This is a genomic window from Microbispora sp. NBC_01389, from assembly GCF_045040095.1.
Classification (GTDB): domain Bacteria; phylum Actinomycetota; class Actinomycetes; order Streptosporangiales; family Streptosporangiaceae; genus Microbispora.
Genome location: NZ_CP109552.1, coordinates 2,036,557 through 2,052,786 on the forward strand (window position 1 = coordinate 2,036,557; position 16,230 = coordinate 2,052,786).

Genomic DNA, 16,230 nt, shown 5'->3' on the forward strand with positions numbered 1-16,230 from the left:
CGCGGCCTCCTACTCCCCGTCCAGGGCGAGGTTGAGTTCGAGCACGTTCACGACCGGGCGGCCCACGTAGCCGAGCCACGGATGCACGGTGTGCCGCCGGACGAGATCCAGCACCCTCTCCACATCGATGCCGCGGGCCCTCGCGACGCGGGGCGCCTGCAGCACGGCGTACGCCACGGAGATGTGCGGGTCGAGGCCCGACGCCCCGGCGGTGACCGCGTCGGGAGGGACCGCGATCCGGGTGACGGCGCCCCGGACGGGCACGGTGCGGCCCGCGGAGTAGTCCTCGCCCGGCCGGGCGCACTCGACCCGTACGCCCTGGTAGAGGGGGACGAACGGAGTGGCCGGGCAGGCCTGGTTGACCGAGACGGCCCTGGTCGCGGTGCCGGCCGCGGGGAAGACCCTGAGCACGGCGCCGACGCCGCCGGGGGTGCAGAACGGGCGGGCGCCGCTGACGCCCTCCAGCCGGCCCACCGCCAGGGAGCGCGCGCAGACCTGGGTGAGCAGGGACCGCCGGCCGTTCCGGCCCGGCGCGGGAATGGTGTCGACGACGTCCTCCGGCCCGAGGTTGCTCGCCCCGGTGGCCATGGTGTCGTACGCGTGCCCGGGCGCGGCCGGCCGGCTCTGGAAGTAACGGGGGATCGGGGCGCCGGAGGAATCGGTGAACGACTGGCCGATGACCGAACTGCCGACGACCCTGCCGTTGCGCTCGATCAGGCTGCCGTTCGCCTGGTGCCGGAACAGGGCCTGCGCCACCCCGGTGACGGCCAGCGGGTAGACGACCCCCGTCACCACGGTGAGCACCAGCACCGCGCGGACGGCGGCCAGGTGCCGGCGGAACGAACTGGGCAGGTGTTTCATTCAGGACATCCCCGGAAGGAGGCGGACGACGAGGTCGATCAGCTTGATACCGGCGAAGGGGACCACGATCCCGCCCAGGCCGTACACGTACAGGTTGCGCCGCAGCAGGGTGGAGGCACTGCTCGGCCGGTAGCGCACGCCCTTGAGGGCCAGCGGGATCAGCGCGACGATCACCAGCGCGTTGAAGACGACGGCCGACAGGATCGCCGACTGCGGGCTGGCCAGGCGCATGACGTTGAGCGTGTCCAGGCCCGGATAGACCGCGGCGAACATCGCCGGGATGATCGCGAAGTACTTCGCGACGTCGTTGGCGATCGAGAACGTGGTCAGCGCGCCGCGGGTGATCAGCAACTGCTTGCCGATCTCCACGATCTCGATCAGCTTGGTCGGGTTGGAGTCGAGGTCGACCATGTTGCCGGCCTCCTTGGCGGCGCTGGTGCCGGTGTTCATGGCGACGCCGACGTCCGACTGGGCCAGCGCGGGCGCGTCGTTGGTGCCGTCTCCGGTCATCGCGACCAGCCTGCCGCCCTCCTGCTCGCGCCTGATGAGGGCGAGCTTGTCCTCGGGGGTGGCCTCGGCGAGGAAGTCGTCGACCCCGGCCTCCTCCGCGATGGCCCTGGCGGTCAGAGGATTGTCCCCAGTGATCATGATGGTCCTGATGCCCATCCGGCGCATCGCGTCGAACCGCTCGCGCATCCCCTCCTTGACCACGTCCTTGAGGTGGATGACCCCGAGCACCCGGGCCGCGCCGCCGGTCACCTCGCCCACCACCAGCGGGGTGCCGCCGGAGGCGGAGATGCCGTCGACCAGCTGACCCGCCTCGACGGTCGGATGGCCGCCGTTGTCGCGCACCCACTTCATGACCGCGGTGGCGGCGCCCTTGCGGATCCGCCGGCCGTCCATGTCCACCCCGGACATGCGGGTCTGGGCCGTGAAGGGGACCCACCCGGCGTGGGCGAGCTCGCCCGGCTCCCGCTCGCGCAGCCCGTACACGTTCTTGGCGTAGACCACGATGGAACGGCCCTCGGGGGTCGCGTCGGTGAGACTCGACAGCTGCGCCGCCCTGGCCAGCTCCAGCACGGGCACACCCGGCACGGGCAGGAACGCCGCCGCCTGCCGGTTGCCCAGGGTGATCGTGCCGGTCTTGTCGAGCAGGAGCGTGGACACGTCGCCCGCGGCCTCGACCGCCCGGCCCGACATGGCGAGCACGTTGCGCTGGACCAGGCGGTCCATCCCGGCGATGCCGATCGCCGACAGCAGCGCGCCGATCGTGGTGGGGATGAGGCAGACGACCAGCGCCGCCAGCACGACGCCGGTGACTCCGTCGGAGGTGAGGGCGATCGAGTCGGCCACGCCGGGGTTGACCGATCGCGAGAAGACGGCCAGCGGCTGCATGGTCGCGGTGGCCACCAGGAAGATGATCGTCAGTGCGGCCAGCAGGATGTTGAGGGCGATCTCGTTGGGCGTCTTCCTGCGGTCGGCCCCCTCGACCAGGGCGATCATCCGGTCGAGGAAGCTCTCGCCCGGCCGCTGGGTGATCCGTACGACGATCCGGTCCGACAGGACCCGGGTGCCGCCGGTGACGGCGGAGCGGTCGCCGCCGGACTCGCGGATGACCGGCGCCGACTCTCCGGTGATGGCCGACTCGTCCACCGAGGCGATGCCCTCGGCCACGTCGCCGTCGCCGGGGATGGTCTCGCCGGCCTCGACGATCACGTGGTCGCCCTGGCGCAGGTCGGGCGCGCCGACCTCCTCCCACTTGGTGTGGTCGGCCGAGTCGACGAGGCGGCGGGCGACCGTGTCGCGTCTCGCCGCGCGCAGCGCCGCCGCCTGCGCCTTGCCGCGGCCCTCCGCCACCGCCTCGGCCAGGTTGGCGAACAGGACGGTCAGCCACAGCCATCCGGTGATCGCCCAGGCGAAGAAGGACGGGGTCGCGGCCGCGAGGACGGTGGTGAAGAGCGCGCCGATCTCGACGATGAACATGACCGGGTTGCGCCACATGGTGGCGGGGTTCAGCTTCCGCACCGCCCCGGGCAGCGCGCGGGCCGCCTGCCGGAGGTGGACCATTCCACCGCCGACAGGCCCCGGCGAGCCGCCGCGTGTCATCGGAAGGCGCGTCGGGACAGCCCTGCGGCTCATCGGGAGAGTCCTTCAGCGAGTGGCCCGAGCGCGAGCGCGGGCAGGAAGGTGAGGGCGACGAGGACGATCGTCACCCCGGCGAGCAGGCCGGCGAACTGCGGGCGGTGGGTCGGCAGCGTGCCCGCCGAGACGGGGACCGGAGCCTGCCGGGCCAGGGAGCCCGCCAGCGCCAGGACCAGCGTCATCGGCAGGAACCGGCCGAACAGCATGCACAGGCCGAGGGCCGTGTCGTAGAAGGGCGTGTTCGCCGACAGCCCGGAGAAGGCCGAGCCGTTGTTGTTGCCCGCGGAGGCGAAGGCGTAGAGGACCTCCGACAGGCCGTGGGCGCCCCCGTTCCCTATGCCCGCGCGGCCCGTTCCCGTGCCCATCGCGACCGCTGTGCCCAGCAGCACCAGGACCGGCGTCGTCAGGAAGTACAGCGAGGCCAGCTTGATCTCCCGGGAACCGATCTTCTTACCGAGGTATTCGGGGGTGCGGCCCACCATCAGACCGGCGACGAAGACGGTGATCACCGCGAGGACGAGGATGCCGTAGAGACCGGAGCCGACGCCGCCGGGCGCGACCTCTCCGAGCAGCATGTTGAAGATCAACATCCCGCCGCCGAACGCCGTGTAGGAGTCGTGGGCGGAGTCGACCGAGCCGGTGGAGGTCAGCGTCGCCGCGCTGGCGAACAGCGCGGAGTCCGGGACGCCGAAGCGGGTCTCGCGGCCCTCCGCCGCCTGGCCGATCCACTGCGGCGCCGTGCCCGCCGTCGCCTGCGGCACGGTGCCGGCCGCGTGCAGTTCGGCCGTCTGGGTCACGCCGATGCTGATCAGCGCGAGCACCGCCATCACCGAGACGATGACGTAGCCCTGCCGGTTGTCGCCGACCATCCGCCCGAAGGTCCGGGGCAGGGACGTCGCGATCACCAGGAGCAGGAAGATCTCCAGCAGGTTCGTCCAGGCGGTGGGGTTCTCCCAGGGATGGGCGGAGTTGGCGTTGAATACGCCGCCGCCGTTGGTGCCCAGGTTCTTGATCGCCTCCTGGCCGGCCGCTCCGGCCGGGGTGAAGGTCTGCCCGCCGCCCGCGAGGGTGGTCCAGCCGTGGTGACCGCCGAAGTTCTGCAGCGCTCCTCCGGCCACCAGCAGGATCGCGGCGACGACCGCGATCGGCAGCAGGATCCGGATCGTGCCGCGCACCAGGTCGACCCAGAAGTTGCCGAGCGTGTCGCTCCTCGGGCGGGCGAACCCGCGCACCAGCGCGACCGCCACGGAAAGGCCGGCCGCCGCGGACGCGAAGTTCTGCACGGCCAGGCCGGCGGTCTGCGCGACGTGGCCCATGGCCGACTCGCCCGAGTACGCCTGCCAGTTGGTGTTGGTGACGAAACTGACCGCGGTGTTCCACGCCAGGTCCGGGGGTACGGCGGGCATCCCGAGGCTGAGGAACAGGTGGTCCTGCAGTCGTTGCAGCGTGTAGAGGGCGAGCACGGAGACGACCGAGAACGCGAGCAGGGCACGGGCGTACGTCGGCCACCGCTGCTCGGCGTCGGCGTCCACCCCCACCAGGCGGTAGATCAGCCGCTCGACCCGCCAGTGCCGGGCGCCCGTGTAGACCCGGAACATGTGGTCGCCGAGCGGCCGGTAGCAGAGCGCCAGGGCGAGGAAGACGGTCCCGGTGACCAGGACCGCGCTGATGGCAGGGCTCATCGGAGGGCTCATCGGAGGGCTCACCAGAGGAGTCATCAGAGGGGTCATCAGAACCGTTCCGGGAACAGCAGGGCCACGACCATGAAGATCAACAGGATGGAGACCACGGCCAGACCGGCGGCGTTGACGGCGCTCACAACCGCTCCACCGCGCTCACGACAAGGCCCAGGATCACGAAGCTCGCGACCGTCAGGGCGACGAAGATGACGTCGGTCATCCTCACTCCTCGATTCGCATCATGCCGCCCTCAGGTGGGCGATCCTCAGTCAGCGAATCACGAAAAATGTGCGGTTTCCGCGCCCGTTGACGCTTTCTATACGCCTATGGCGGGATTATTGACGTCGCTGCCACGAAGATCGCCGCGCCCTGCCATCGGGGTGGTCCCGGGCGTGCCGGGCGCGCGCGGCCAGGGGGCCGACGCGGGGCCGAGGAGGGCGCCGCGGGCGCGGGCGGCGGCGAACGACTCCTCGCCGAGGGTGGCACGGCAGGCGGTGATGACGCGGTCGAGGTCGGCCCGTTCGGCCGGAGCGGGGGGCAGCCGGTTCGCGTCGCGGGCCGCTTCGGCGGCGCCGAGCGCCTCGGCCGCCCCCGCGTGGTCGCCGGCCAGGGCGAGCGCCCCGGCCAGCCCCTCCAGCGCGCCCACCTGGTCGCGCGGCGCGTCCAGCCGCGCCGCGAGGTCGAACGCCTCCCGGTGCAGGCGTAGCGCGGTGTCGGCGTCGGCGCGCAGTTCCGCCACGAAACCCAGCTCCACCAGGAGCATCGGGACGTGTACGGACGGCGGGTCGTCCTCGTGCGGCGCGGGGTACGGCGCGGCCTCCAGCAGCCGCCGCAGGTGCGTCTCGGCCGTGTCGAGGTCGCCGCCGCGGCGGGAGGCGAAGGCGAGCACCGTCCCGGCGAAGATCTCACCGGTCCGGTATCCCTGCTCGCCGGCCAGGCGTAGCGCCCTCGTGCCGTCGTCGACAGCCGCCGCGTGGTCGCCCTGCTGGGTGTGGATCCAGCCGAGCCAGCACAGCCTGGTCACGACCTCCGGCCACAGTCCGAGCTCCTCGGCCATGCCGAGGGCCTCCCGGTGCAGGCGGGTGGCGTGCGCGTGGTCGCCCGTGGCCTCGGCCAGGGCGGCGAGCCAGCCCGTGGCGCCCATCCGGCCCCAGCGGTCGCCGATCTCGGCGAACATCCGGGCGCCGCGGGTCGCGTCGCGTTCCAGCGCCGCCAGGTCGCCGCGTACGTGGGCGAGATGGGCACGGGTCATCAGAGCGGCGGCCTCGGCCCACCGGTCGCCCTCGGCCACGGCGGCGTCGAGGGCGCGGGCCAGCAGCCTCTCGCTGTCGGCGAGGTCCAGATAACCGAGCGAGGCGTGGCCGAGGAACCACACGGCCCTGCCCCGGTCGGCCTCCAGACGCTCCGCGACCGCCGTGTCGCCGGCGTCGCCTTGGAGGGCCGCGAATCCGGCCAGCCAGATCCGGGCCTCGTCGGCGAGACACGCGATGTCCGCCCCGCCGTCCGCCGCGCCGTGCCCCCCGCCGTGCCCCGCGCCGTTTTCGGCGAGCGACAGGGCGGCCCGGAGGGAGCGCCGGGCCTCGGTCAACCGGCCGCGCAGGAACCAGTGCCAGGCGAGGGCGCCGGTCAGCCGCAGCGCGGCGGCGGCGTCCCCATCGGCCAGGCAGTGGTCCAGCGCGGCGCGCAGGTTGGCGGTCTCGGCGTCGAGGAGCCGCAGCGTGCGGCGCTGCTCCGGGCCGCGGAGAAGGGGCGCCGCCCGCTCCGCGAGGGCGAGGTAGTGGTCCCGGTGCCGCCGCCGGATCCGCTCCCGTTCCCCGGCCTCCGCCAGGCGGTCGGCGCAGTAGGCGGCCACCGACTCCAGCAACCGGTAACGCGGCCCCTCCGGCGCCGGCAGCATCACGACCAGCGAGCGGTCGACCAGCCGTACGAGCAGGGTGAGCACGTCGAGGTCGTCCCCGCCGCACACCGACTCGGCGGCCTCCACCGTGCATCCGTCGGCGTGTGCGGCCAGTCTGCGCAGCACCGTCCGCTCGGGAACGGTCAGCAGCTCCCAGCTCCAGTCGATCATCGCCGTGAGCGTCCGCTGCCGGGGCGGGGCGCCGCGGTGGCCGGTGGCCAGCAGGCGGAACCGGTCGTCCAGCCGGTCCACCACCCCCTGCACGCCCAGCGCGCGGACCCGCGTCGCGGCCAGTTCCAGCGCGAGCGGAATGCCGTCCAGGCGGCGGCACAGCAGGCCGACGGTCGCGGCGTTGCCGTCGTCGAGCGTGAAGCCCCGGACGGCGGCGGCCGCGCGGGCGACGAACAGCCGCACGGCGCTGGACGTCGCCAGCGCGCCGGGCTCGGCGTCGCGTCCCGGCACGTCGAGCGGTGGCACGTCCCAGACGACCTCCCCCGCCAGGGCGAGAGGTTCCCGGCTGGTGGCGAGGATCCGCAGGCCGGGGGAGGTCCGCAGCAGGCGCTCCGCCAGGGCCGCCACCTCGTCGATCACGTGTTCGCAGTTGTCCAGGACGAGCAGGAGATTCCGCGACCGCAGCGCCGCGGACAGGTCGGCGTGGTCGCCCTCCCTGATGTCGCCCTCTCTGATGTCGCCTGCCCTGATGTCGAGCGACGCGGTGACCGCGTCGGCCACCGCACCGGCCCGCACCCCGTTTCGCCCGCCGTTCCCCGAGCCGGCCCGCACGCCGGCCCGCACGCCGGCCAGTTCGACGAGCCACACACCGTCGGGCAGGTCACGCCGGCCGTCGGCGACCTCGGTCGCGAGCCGGGTCTTCCCCACGCCGCCCGGACCGGTCAGCGTCACCAGCCGCTTCTCCCGCAGCAGCGCGCCGATCTCGGCGACCGCGCTCTCCCGCCCGATCAGCTCGGTGTGCGGGGCGGGCAGGTTCGAGCGGCGCCGCCGGTCGGGTGCGGGCGGCGCCTGCAGGTCCTGGGTGAGGATCGCCCGCTGCAGCGCGGCGAGTTCGGGGCCGGGGTCCAGTCCCAGCTCGTCGCCGAGCAGGCGGCGCAGTTCCTCGTAGCTCTCCAGCGCCTCGCTCTGGCGTCCGGCGCCGTACAGCGCCCGCATGTACGCCGCCCGCAGCCGTTCGCGCAGCGGATGGGCGGCGACCAGGTCGCCGAGCTCGGCGGCCAGCACCGCGTGCTCGCCGAGCGCCAGCCGGGCCTCGGCCGCGTCCTCCAGCGTGGTCAGCCGCTGCTCGGCCAGCCTGGCGATCACCGGCCGGGCGAACGGCTCGTCGGCGAAGTCGGCGAACGCCGGGCCCCGCCACAGGGCCAGCGCCTCGGCGAACAGAGCCGCACCGGCCCTCGGGTCGCCGGCCTGCCGCGCCCGCGTGGTGAGCGTGTGGAAGCGCCGGACGTCCACCGCCTCGTCGTCCAGGAGCAGCCGGTAGGCCGGCGGGCGGGAGACGACGAGCTCACGTGCCCCCGGTTGCGCGTCCTCCAGCGCCCTGCGCAGCTGGGAGACCTTGGCCGACAGCGCGCCGAGGGGATTGCGCCGCGGCGGGTCGTCCCCCCACAGGTCGTCGATCAGCCGGTCGGCGGAGACCGGCCGCCCGTCGTTGAGCAGCAGCACGGCGAGCAGGGCGCGCACCTTCGCACCGGGCACCGTGACCGGCTCGCCCCCCGCCGTCCACACCGCGAGCGGACCCAGGACCCCAAACCGCATGGTGCGCACCCTAACGCCGGGGGCGAGAGGACACCGTAAACGAACCGTAAACGCCCACTGCGAGAGTCGGGGACATCAGCCGGACGGCGAAGCAGGAAGGAGGCCGAGGATGCCGGACACCACGAGACCAGTGCTGGCGGTCATCATCGGCAGCACCCGGAGCGGCAGGTTCGGCCCGACGGTGGCGCGGTGGTTCACCACCCGGGCGCGCCGGCGCGGCGACTTCGAGATCGACCTGATCGATCTCGCGGAGACCCGCGTCCCGGCGACCCTCGGCGACCACGACGACCGGGTCCCACCGCAGGTGGCGGAGCTGGGCGCGCGCCTCGCCGCCGCCGACGCCTTCGCCATCGTCACCCCGGAGTACAACCAGAGCTTCCCCGCGCCGCTCAAGACCGCGATCGACTGGTACTACCGGGAGTGGCACGCCAAGCCGGTCGCGTTCATCTCCTATGGCCGTGAGTCCGGCGGCCTGCACGCCGTCGCGCAGTTGCGGCAGATCTTCGCCGAACTGCACGCGGTGACCCTCCAGGGCACCATCAGCCTTCCGTGCTACTGGGACCTGTTCGCCGCGGACGGAAGCTGGCCCAAGGAGGGCGCGGCCTGCGACACCGGTGTCACGACGATGCTCGACCAGCTCGCCTGGTGGGCCGCCGCGCTCAGCGCGGCCCGCGCCAGGACCCCTTACGTCGCCTGACCTTTCACACACGAAGAAGGAACTCATCATGCGCAAGCTCAAGCTCCAGGTCCAGACCACCGTCGACGGCTACATGGGCGGCCCGCAGGGCGAGATGGACTGGCTGACCTTCCCCTGGACCGACGACTTCACCGCCTACGTCACCGGGCTCATGGAGAACGTCGACCACATCGTCCTCGGCCGCCGGCTCGCCGAGGGGTTCATCCCCACCTGGGCGGCCGGCCCCGAGGGGGAGTCGCAGGAGGCGATCGACTTCATGAACAACACGCCCAAGACCGTGATCTCCAACGGTCTCACCGAGTCGCCCTGGGACAACGCCGTCGTGGCCGGCGGCGATCTCGCGGAGACCATCGGCAAGCTCAAGGCCGAGCCGGGCGGCGACCTCGTCACGTACGGCGGCAGCACGCTGGTGACGAGCCTGATCGCCGCGGACCTGATCGACGAGCTCTACCTGTTCGTCAACCCGAGCGCGATCGGCGCGGGCCTGCCGGTGTTCCCCGGCGGCGGCAAGAAGCGGTTCCGCCTCGTCTCCGCGACACCGTTCGACTGCGGAGTCACCGCCCTCCGCCTGGAGCCCAAGGGCGCCTGACGGCCCGGCGGGTCCACAGGCAGGACGGGCAGGAGCGGGAAACGGGGGCTCCTGCCCGTCCGGGGCCGCTTCCGCTTTTTTGCACTGGGCATACGTTCCCTTTGCCAGGGTAGGCGCGCGGTGCAGGAGTGGTGGACGGCTGTGGGGGCGCGCGGTGGCGTTGCGGATCGAGGACTACGGGCTGCTCGGCGATCTGCAGACGGCGGCGCTGGTGGGCCGGGACGGGTCGGTCGACTGGCTGTGCCTGCCCCGGTTCGACGCCCCGGCGTGCTTCGCCGCCCTGCTCGGCGACGAGCGGGCGGGCTTCTGGCGGGTGGCCCCCGCCGCCGGCGGGCTGTGCACGCGCCGCCGCTACCGGGGCGACTCCCTCGTGCTCGAAACGGAGTGGGACACCCCCGAGGGCTCCGTACGGGTGATCGACGCGATGCCGCCGCGCGGCGAGGCCGCCGACGTCGTCCGCGTGGTCGAGGGCCTGAGCGGACGGGTGCCGATGCGGATGGCGCTCCGGCTGCGGTTCGACTACGGCCACGTCGTGCCCTGGGTGCGGAGCCGGGACGGCGAACTGGTCGCGGTCGCCGGGCCGGACGCCGCCTGGCTGAGCACTCCGGTGCCGCTGCGCGGTGAGGACATGACCACCTACGCCGACTTCACCGTCGCCGCCGGGCAGCGGGTGCCGTTCGTGCTGACCTACCGGCGCTCGCACGAGCGCACGCCCAAGGCGGTGGACGCCGAGCGGGCCATCGCCGACACCGAGGCCTTCTGGACGTCGTGGCTGCGCGGTTTCCGCTACAGGGGCCGGTGGGAGGACGCGGTGCGCCGCTCGCTGGTCGTCCTGAAGGCGCTGACCTACAAGCCGACCGGCGGCATCGTCGCCGCGGTGACCACCTCGCTGCCGGAACAGCTCGGCGGCCCGCGCAACTGGGACTACCGGTTCTGCTGGCTGCGTGACGCGACGTTCACGCTGCAGGCCCTCCTCGGCACCGGCTTCGTCGCGGAGGCCAAGGCGTGGCGCGAGTGGCTGCTGCGCGCCGCCGCCGGAGATCCGGCCGACCTGCAGATCATGTATGGCATCGACGGCACCCGCCGGCTGCCCGAATACACGGTCGACTGGCTGGCCGGCTACGAGGGGTCGGCTCCGGTGCGGGTGGGCAACGCGGCGTCCGGGCAGTTCCAGCTCGACGTGTGGGGCGAGGTCCTCGACGGGCTGCACCTGACCCGCCTGGCCGGCATCGAGTCCGAGGAAGAGGCCTGGGACCTGCAACGCGCGCTGCTGGACTTCCTGGAGGGCCACTGGGACGACCCGGACAACGGGCTGTGGGAGGTGCGCGGCGACCGCCGCCACTTCGTGCACTCCAAGGTCATGGCCTGGGCGGGCATGGACCGGGCCGTGCGGGCCGTCGAGCGGTTCGGCCTGGAGGGGCCGGTTGACCGGTGGCGGGCCACCCGGGACAAGATCCACGCCGAGGTGTGCGACCGCGGCTATGACCCGGGCCGGAATACCTTCACCCAGTTCTACGGGTCGACGGGCCTCGACGCCGCCCTGCTGCTGATCCCCCGGGCGGGGTTCCTGCCCTGGGACGACCCGCGCGTGCGGGGTACCGTGGAAGCGGTTCAACGTGAGCTGTGCTCCGACGGCTTCCTGCTGCGTTACCGCACCGGGGCCGACGGCGGCGTCGACGGCCTGCCCGGCGCGGAGGGCGCGTTCGTCACCTGCACGTTCTGGCTCGCCGACGCCCTGTACGGCATCGGGCGCCGGCGCGAGGCGTACGAGCTGTTCGAACGGCTGCTGGAGCTGCGCAACGACCTCGGCCTGCTCAGCGAGGAGTACGACCCGGTCGCCCGGCGGCAGCTCGGCAACACCCCGCAGGCGTTCAGCCACGTCGGACTGGTCAACGCGGCCCGTCACCTGTCCGGGACGGACCCGGCCGAGCACGCTGGAGGTGGGCGTTGATGCGCGCTCTCACGGTCGTCCCGCTGCGGAAGGACTCCCTCGCGGTGGCTGACGTCCCCGACCCGGAGCCGGGAGACGGCGACCTGCTCGTCGACGGCCTCGCCGTCGGAGTGTGCGGCACGGACAAGGAGATCGCCGCCGGTGACTACGGCTCGGCTCCGCCCGGCCGCGAGCGGCTGGTCATCGGCCACGAGTCGCTGGGCAGGGTGCGCCGGGCGCCCGAGGGCAGCGGCTTCGCCCCGGGCGACCTGGTGGTCGGCGTGGTCCGGCGGCCCGACCCGGTGCCGTGCGGCGCGTGCGCGCACGGGCAGTTCGACATGTGCCGCAACGGCCGCTACACCGAGCGCGGCATCAAGGACCTGGACGGGTACGCGAGCCAGGCCTGGGTGGTGGAGCCCTGCTACGCGGTGAAGCTGGACCCCGCGCTGGCGGACGTCGGCATGCTGCTCGAACCCACCAGCGTCGTCGTCAAGGCCTGGGACGAGGTCGAGAAGGTCGGCGCCCGGGCCTGGTTCGAGCCGAAGACGGCGCTGGTCACCGGCGCCGGGCCGATCGGCCTGCTGGCCGCGCTGCTCGGGGTGCGGCGCGGTCTGGAGGTGCACGTCCTCGACCGGGTCACCGACGGACCCAAACCGGAACTCGTGCGCGACCTCGGCGCCGTCTACCACGCGGGCGACGCGGGCGAGGTCGCGGCCAAGATCCGGCCCGACGTCGTCATCGAGGCCACCGGCGCCGGATCGGTGATCTTCGGGGTGGCCTTCAACACCGCGCCGTACGGCATCGTCTGTCTCACCGGGGTCTCCTCGGCCGGGCGCCGGCTCACGATCGACGCCGGGAGCCTCAACCGCGACATCGTGCTGGAGAACGACGTCCTCATCGGGTCGGTGAACGCCAACCTCCGGCACTACGCGGCCGCGGCCGACGTCCTCGCGGGGGCCGACCACGCCTGGCTGAACCGGCTGATCACCCGCCGGGTGCCGCTGGAGTCGTTCGCCGACGCCTTCACCGCGGAACCCGAGGACGTCAAGGTCGTCATCACCCTGGACGACACCGTCCGGGCCTGATCGGGAAGCCGGGCCTGATCAGGGGCCCGGCCTGATCGGAGGGCCGGGCCTGATCGGGGAGGTCACGCGTCGGCCGCCAGCGGTTCGCCGGTCTCCAGCAGCGACTTCAGGCTCGCCACCACGTTCGGCCAGCCGTGGCTGACCATCTCGGCCAGGGCCGATCCGGGCTCGAAGCCGTCGTGTACGACGGTGAGCTTCACGACCTGCGCGGCGGCCTCCTCGATCGCGAAGGTGACCTTCGAGCGGGCCTCGCCGGACAGCCGGGCGAGCGTCTCATCGTCCCAGCCGAAGCGCTTGGCGAGCTCCGGCGTGACGGCGTGCCAGGTGTAGGAGAGCCGGCTGTAGGGCTCGGCCTCCAGCACGACCTGCTCCGGGTCGCTGATCAGCACGCCGTGGTTGTCCCAGGTCATCGGCGAGCCGACGGACCAGTCCGTGGTGAACTCCGTGGCCCAGTAGCGGCGGGTGAAGGCGGGCTCGGTCAGCGCCTGCCAGAGCTTCTGCGGAGTGGTGCGTATGTAGGTGGTGTAGACGAAGGTCGGCGCGTCCATCGGGGTCTCCTCAAGGGCGAGTTTCAGGTCGGCCAGGGCTTGGACCCTGGCCCGGTCGTAGCGGCTGATCCACCGGTGGGCGATCTCGTGCACGGGGGCGGCGTTGAGGTAGTGCAGCTTCTCCCGGCCCCGCCGCACGGTGGCGACGAGCCCGGCCTCCTCCAGCACCGCGAGGTGCTTGCTGACGGACTGCCGGGCCATGTCGAGCCCGGCGCACAGCTCGCGCAGCGTCTGCCCGTTGCGGGCGTTGAGCGAGTCGAGCAGCGCGCGCCGGCTCGGATCGGCCAGCGCCTTGAACACCTCGTCCATGCCCGCCCGCTCTCGTCACCGGTCGATATGCAGCCTTTCGGCTGCCTTTCCACGGTCTTCAACTTAGGCAGCCAAATAGCTGCATGTCAAGACGCGTCGCGCCGCCGAGGCGAAGACCGCGGGCTGATCAGGGCGTGCTCACTCCGGGGCCAGCTTCCGGCGCAGGTGAGCGCGTTCGGGTTCGGTGCCGGCGAGGTCGAGGGCCCGCCGGTACGCCGCGGCGGCCTCGGCGTCCCGGCCCAGCCGGGACAGCAGGTCGGCGCACGCCACGTGGAAGGGGTGATGATCCCGCAGCTGGGGCTCGTCCGCGAGCTGCTCCAGGAGCGCCAGCCCGGCCTGCGGCCCGTCGCGCATGGCGACCGCGACCGCGCGGTTCAGTGCCACGATCGGCGACGGGGTCAGGGAGAAGAGGACGTCGTAGAGGGCCACGATCTGCGGCCAGTCGGTCGTGGTGACGTCCGCCGCCTCGTCGTGCAGGGCGGCGATCGCGGCCTGCACGCCGTACGGGCCCACCGGGCCGCCGGTCAGCGCCACGGGCACCAGGGCCAGCCCTTCCTCGATCATCGTACGGTCCCAGCGGCCGCGGTCCTGATCGGCGAGGAGCACCAGCCCGCCGCCGGGCCCGGTCCGGGCGTCGCGGCGGGCGTGGACCAGCAGCATCAGCGCCAGCAGGCCGCAGACCTCCCGTTCGGCCGGCAGCAGCCGGCGCAGGATGCGCGCCAGGCGGATGGCCTCCTCGGCGAGGTCGGGACGCTGCAGGTCGGACCCCGAACTCGCGACGTACCCCTCGGTGAAGATCGAGTAGACGACCTGGAGCACCCCCGCCAGCCGCTCCGGCCGTTCGCCCGGCCCCGGCACGCGGAACGGGATCCGGGCCTCGCGGATCTTCTTCTTCGCCCGGACGATCCGCTTCGCCATCGTGGCCACCGGGACGAGGAAGGCCCGGGCCACCTCGGGGGTGGTCAGCCCGGCGAGGCACCGCAGGCTCAGCGCGACGCGGTCCTCGGCGGGCAGGGCCGGGTGGCCGCAGGTGAAGAACAGCAGGAGCCGTTCGTCGGGCAGATCGTCACCGTCGCCGATCTCCGGAGCGGGCGGCGCGGCCCGCTCCGCCTCCACCTGCAGGATGGCCAGCCGGGCGGCGTAGGCCGTGTCGCGCCGCAGGCGGTCGACCGCCTTGCGGCGCGCGGTGGTCGCGAGCCACGCCCCCGGGTTCGGCGGCACGCCGTCCACCGGCCAGTGCACCAGGGCCGCCTCGATCGCCTCGGCGGTGACCTCCTCGGCGAGATCGAGGTCGCCGAAGCGGCGCACCAGCGCGGCCAGCAGCCGGCCGCGTTCCTCCCGGAACACGGCCTCCACCGCCGTCGCCGCCCGGCCGTCCGTCATCGCCGGATCCCGGACCGTCGGATCGCCGGATGTCAGAACTCGGCCACCGGCCGCACCACGACCGACCCGCCGCCGCGCGACCCGGGGCAGCGGGCGGCCCAGTCGAGGGCGGCGTCGAGGTCGGGCACGTCGAGCACGTAGTAGCCGCCGAGCACCTCACGGGTCTCGGCGAACGGCCCGTCGGTGGTGATGGTCCGCTGCCCGTCCGGGGCGACCCGGACGGTCGTCGCGGTGGTCAGGTCGGCGAGCGAGTGCCCCGACACGTGAATGCCCGACTCCCGCACCGTCTTGTCGTAGGCGATCCAGTCGTCGAACGAGGCGCCCTCGACCTCCGCGGACGGGCCTTCGGGACTGCTGTTGATCAGGAGCATGTATTTCATGCCGAGCCTTCCTTCCCTGTGGAGTCGCGTGCGGGCGTCGCCGCACACCACCTCTACGGATGGGACCCCTTCGGATGGACACGATCGCCGAATATTTATTTTTCGATCCGGAATCAGGATATTCGCGCGGCCGGAATGCAGCAGGAGGAGCAGGGTTCAGCGTCCGGCAGCGTGATCCACAGGCAGCAGGTGCGGCGGCGGTAGCCGTCGCCGTCGGGCGCGAGCAGCCCGGCCACCGGCGGTCCGATCTCCTCCAGCAGCCGGGCCGCCTCGGCGTACGGCCCGAGCGTGAGCAGGGGGTGGGCGACCGCCTCCGCGGTCGATCCCCACAGGGTGCGCTCGCCCACCCGCGCCACCGCGCTCAGCGCCCGGACGAACGGACGCTGCCCGTCGAGGATCGCCGCCCTGATGGCCGCCGCCAAATCCGGTACGACGACCACGTCGAACTGTTCCGCGACGGTTGTGATCACGGTTCCGGCGGTGGTTCCGCCGATGGTCGTGGTGGTCGCCGTGGCACTCGTCGCGGCGGTCGCCTGGGTGGTGGTTCCGGCGGCCGGGTCGTCGGGGAGCACGGCCACGGTCAGCCGGGACGCCGCAACCGTGACCCCCGCCGCGGACGGCCTGACCAGCGTGTCCTCCAGGTGCATCAGCGGCACCCGCCGATGGAGGGCCCAGCCGAGGACCATCGGCATCGTGTGCCAGTAGCCGTAGGTCTTCCACAGCAGCGCCGCCGCCACGTGACGCGGTGCGTTCCAGCGCGCCGCCGTCTCGTCCACCAGCGCGAGCAGTCCTTCGTACGGCTCCCGCAGCAGGTCGGCGGCGGGGATCCAGCCGGGGGAGTCGTCGGCGACCAGCCCGGGCAGCACCCCCAGCACGCCGCCGCGCTCGGCCGCGAGGCCTTCCAGATGCCGGGAGAGGGCGTCGAGCAGCACTGCGTACTCCTTGGTTCTCAGCGGTCGTCTC

General features: G+C 73.0%; 13 protein-coding genes. 4 read left to right on the forward strand and 9 right to left on the reverse strand.

Features of this window, described 5'->3' with window-relative positions:
- Window positions 1-9: 9 nt before the first annotated feature.
- The 5 genes from OG344_RS09055 to OG344_RS09075 form a co-directional block, all read right to left on the reverse strand.
- Entirely contained in the window at window positions 10-861 is an 852-nt protein-coding gene (locus OG344_RS09055; RefSeq protein ID WP_405087829.1) for a potassium-transporting ATPase subunit C, read from the reverse strand.
- Window positions 862-2,928, reverse strand: a complete 2,067-nt coding sequence (gene kdpB, locus OG344_RS09060) for a potassium-transporting ATPase subunit KdpB (protein ID WP_405087830.1) — start codon at window positions 2,926-2,928, stop codon at window positions 862-864.
- 68 nt (window positions 2,929-2,996) lie between these two features.
- The gene (gene kdpA / locus OG344_RS09065) at window positions 2,997-4,685 is read right to left on the reverse strand and encodes a potassium-transporting ATPase subunit KdpA (RefSeq protein ID WP_405087831.1); all 1,689 of its coding nucleotides are present in this window, start codon (window positions 4,683-4,685) and stop codon (window positions 2,997-2,999) included.
- A 47-nt stretch (window positions 4,686-4,732) separates the two neighbouring features.
- A complete protein-coding gene (locus OG344_RS09070; RefSeq protein WP_405087832.1) occupies window positions 4,733-4,822 on the reverse strand; it encodes a potassium-transporting ATPase subunit F in 90 nt (29 codons plus the stop codon).
- Between the two features lie 176 nt (window positions 4,823-4,998).
- The gene (locus OG344_RS09075; protein WP_405087833.1) at window positions 4,999-8,346 is read right to left on the reverse strand and encodes a BTAD domain-containing putative transcriptional regulator; all 3,348 of its coding nucleotides are present in this window, start codon (window positions 8,344-8,346) and stop codon (window positions 4,999-5,001) included.
- Between the two features lie 109 nt (window positions 8,347-8,455).
- On the opposite strand from OG344_RS09075, the gene OG344_RS09080 reads away from it, so the two are divergent.
- From OG344_RS09080 to OG344_RS09095, 4 genes are all read left to right on the forward strand, one after another.
- Window positions 8,456-9,043, forward strand: a complete 588-nt coding sequence (locus tag OG344_RS09080; RefSeq protein WP_405087834.1) for an NADPH-dependent FMN reductase — start codon at window positions 8,456-8,458, stop codon at window positions 9,041-9,043.
- 28 nt (window positions 9,044-9,071) lie between these two features.
- A complete protein-coding gene (locus tag OG344_RS09085; RefSeq protein ID WP_405087835.1) occupies window positions 9,072-9,632 on the forward strand; it encodes a dihydrofolate reductase family protein in 561 nt (186 codons plus the stop codon).
- A 154-nt stretch (window positions 9,633-9,786) separates the two neighbouring features.
- Entirely contained in the window at window positions 9,787-11,583 is a 1,797-nt protein-coding gene (locus OG344_RS09090; protein ID WP_405087836.1) for a glycoside hydrolase family 15 protein, read from the forward strand.
- Window positions 11,583-12,647 (forward strand): glucose 1-dehydrogenase, encoded by a 1,065-nt coding sequence (locus OG344_RS09095; RefSeq protein ID WP_405087837.1) that lies wholly within the window; start codon window positions 11,583-11,585, stop codon window positions 12,645-12,647. The genes OG344_RS09090 and OG344_RS09095 overlap by 1 nt, the downstream gene beginning before the upstream one ends.
- A 62-nt stretch (window positions 12,648-12,709) precedes the next feature.
- Here OG344_RS09095 and OG344_RS09100 read toward each other — a convergent pair whose 3' ends face one another.
- The 4 genes from OG344_RS09100 to OG344_RS09115 form a co-directional block, all read right to left on the reverse strand.
- A complete protein-coding gene (locus OG344_RS09100) occupies window positions 12,710-13,504 on the reverse strand; it encodes an ArsR/SmtB family transcription factor (RefSeq protein ID WP_405087838.1) in 795 nt (264 codons plus the stop codon).
- Between the two features lie 138 nt (window positions 13,505-13,642).
- Window positions 13,643-14,887 carry an RNA polymerase sigma factor gene (locus OG344_RS09105; protein WP_405087839.1) on the reverse strand — a complete coding sequence of 415 codons (1,245 nt, stop codon included), beginning with the start codon at window positions 14,885-14,887 and terminating at the stop codon, window positions 13,643-13,645.
- A 32-nt stretch (window positions 14,888-14,919) separates the two neighbouring features.
- Complete coding sequence (locus tag OG344_RS09110; RefSeq protein WP_405087840.1) at window positions 14,920-15,267, reverse strand: YciI family protein; 348 nt, start codon at window positions 15,265-15,267, stop codon at window positions 14,920-14,922.
- Between the two features lie 113 nt (window positions 15,268-15,380).
- Entirely contained in the window at window positions 15,381-16,199 is an 819-nt protein-coding gene (locus tag OG344_RS09115) for a hypothetical protein (protein WP_405087841.1), read from the reverse strand.
- Window positions 16,200-16,230 lie beyond the last annotated feature (31 nt).

Bases quoted from the DNA above. Each gene is read 5' to 3' on its own strand.
- OG344_RS09095 (WP_405087837.1), top strand. From the start codon at position 11,583: ATGCGCGCTCTCACGGTCGTCCCGCTGCGGAAGGACTCCCTCGCGGTG.
- OG344_RS09110 (WP_405087840.1), bottom strand. From the start codon at position 15,267: ATGAAATACATGCTCCTGATCAACAGCAGTCCCGAAGGCCCGTCCGCG.
- OG344_RS09080 (WP_405087834.1), top strand. From the start codon at position 8,456: ATGCCGGACACCACGAGACCAGTGCTGGCGGTCATCATCGGCAGCACC.
- OG344_RS09105 (WP_405087839.1), bottom strand. From the start codon at position 14,887: ATGACGGACGGCCGGGCGGCGACGGCGGTGGAGGCCGTGTTCCGGGAG.
- OG344_RS09085 (WP_405087835.1), top strand. From the start codon at position 9,072: ATGCGCAAGCTCAAGCTCCAGGTCCAGACCACCGTCGACGGCTACATG.
- kdpB (WP_405087830.1), bottom strand. From the start codon at position 2,928: ATGGTCCACCTCCGGCAGGCGGCCCGCGCGCTGCCCGGGGCGGTGCGG.
- kdpA (WP_405087831.1), bottom strand. From the start codon at position 4,685: ATGAGCCCTGCCATCAGCGCGGTCCTGGTCACCGGGACCGTCTTCCTC.
- OG344_RS09055 (WP_405087829.1), bottom strand. From the start codon at position 861: ATGAAACACCTGCCCAGTTCGTTCCGCCGGCACCTGGCCGCCGTCCGC.
- OG344_RS09075 (WP_405087833.1), bottom strand. From the start codon at position 8,346: ATGCGGTTTGGGGTCCTGGGTCCGCTCGCGGTGTGGACGGCGGGGGGC.
- OG344_RS09100 (WP_405087838.1), bottom strand. From the start codon at position 13,504: ATGGACGAGGTGTTCAAGGCGCTGGCCGATCCGAGCCGGCGCGCGCTG.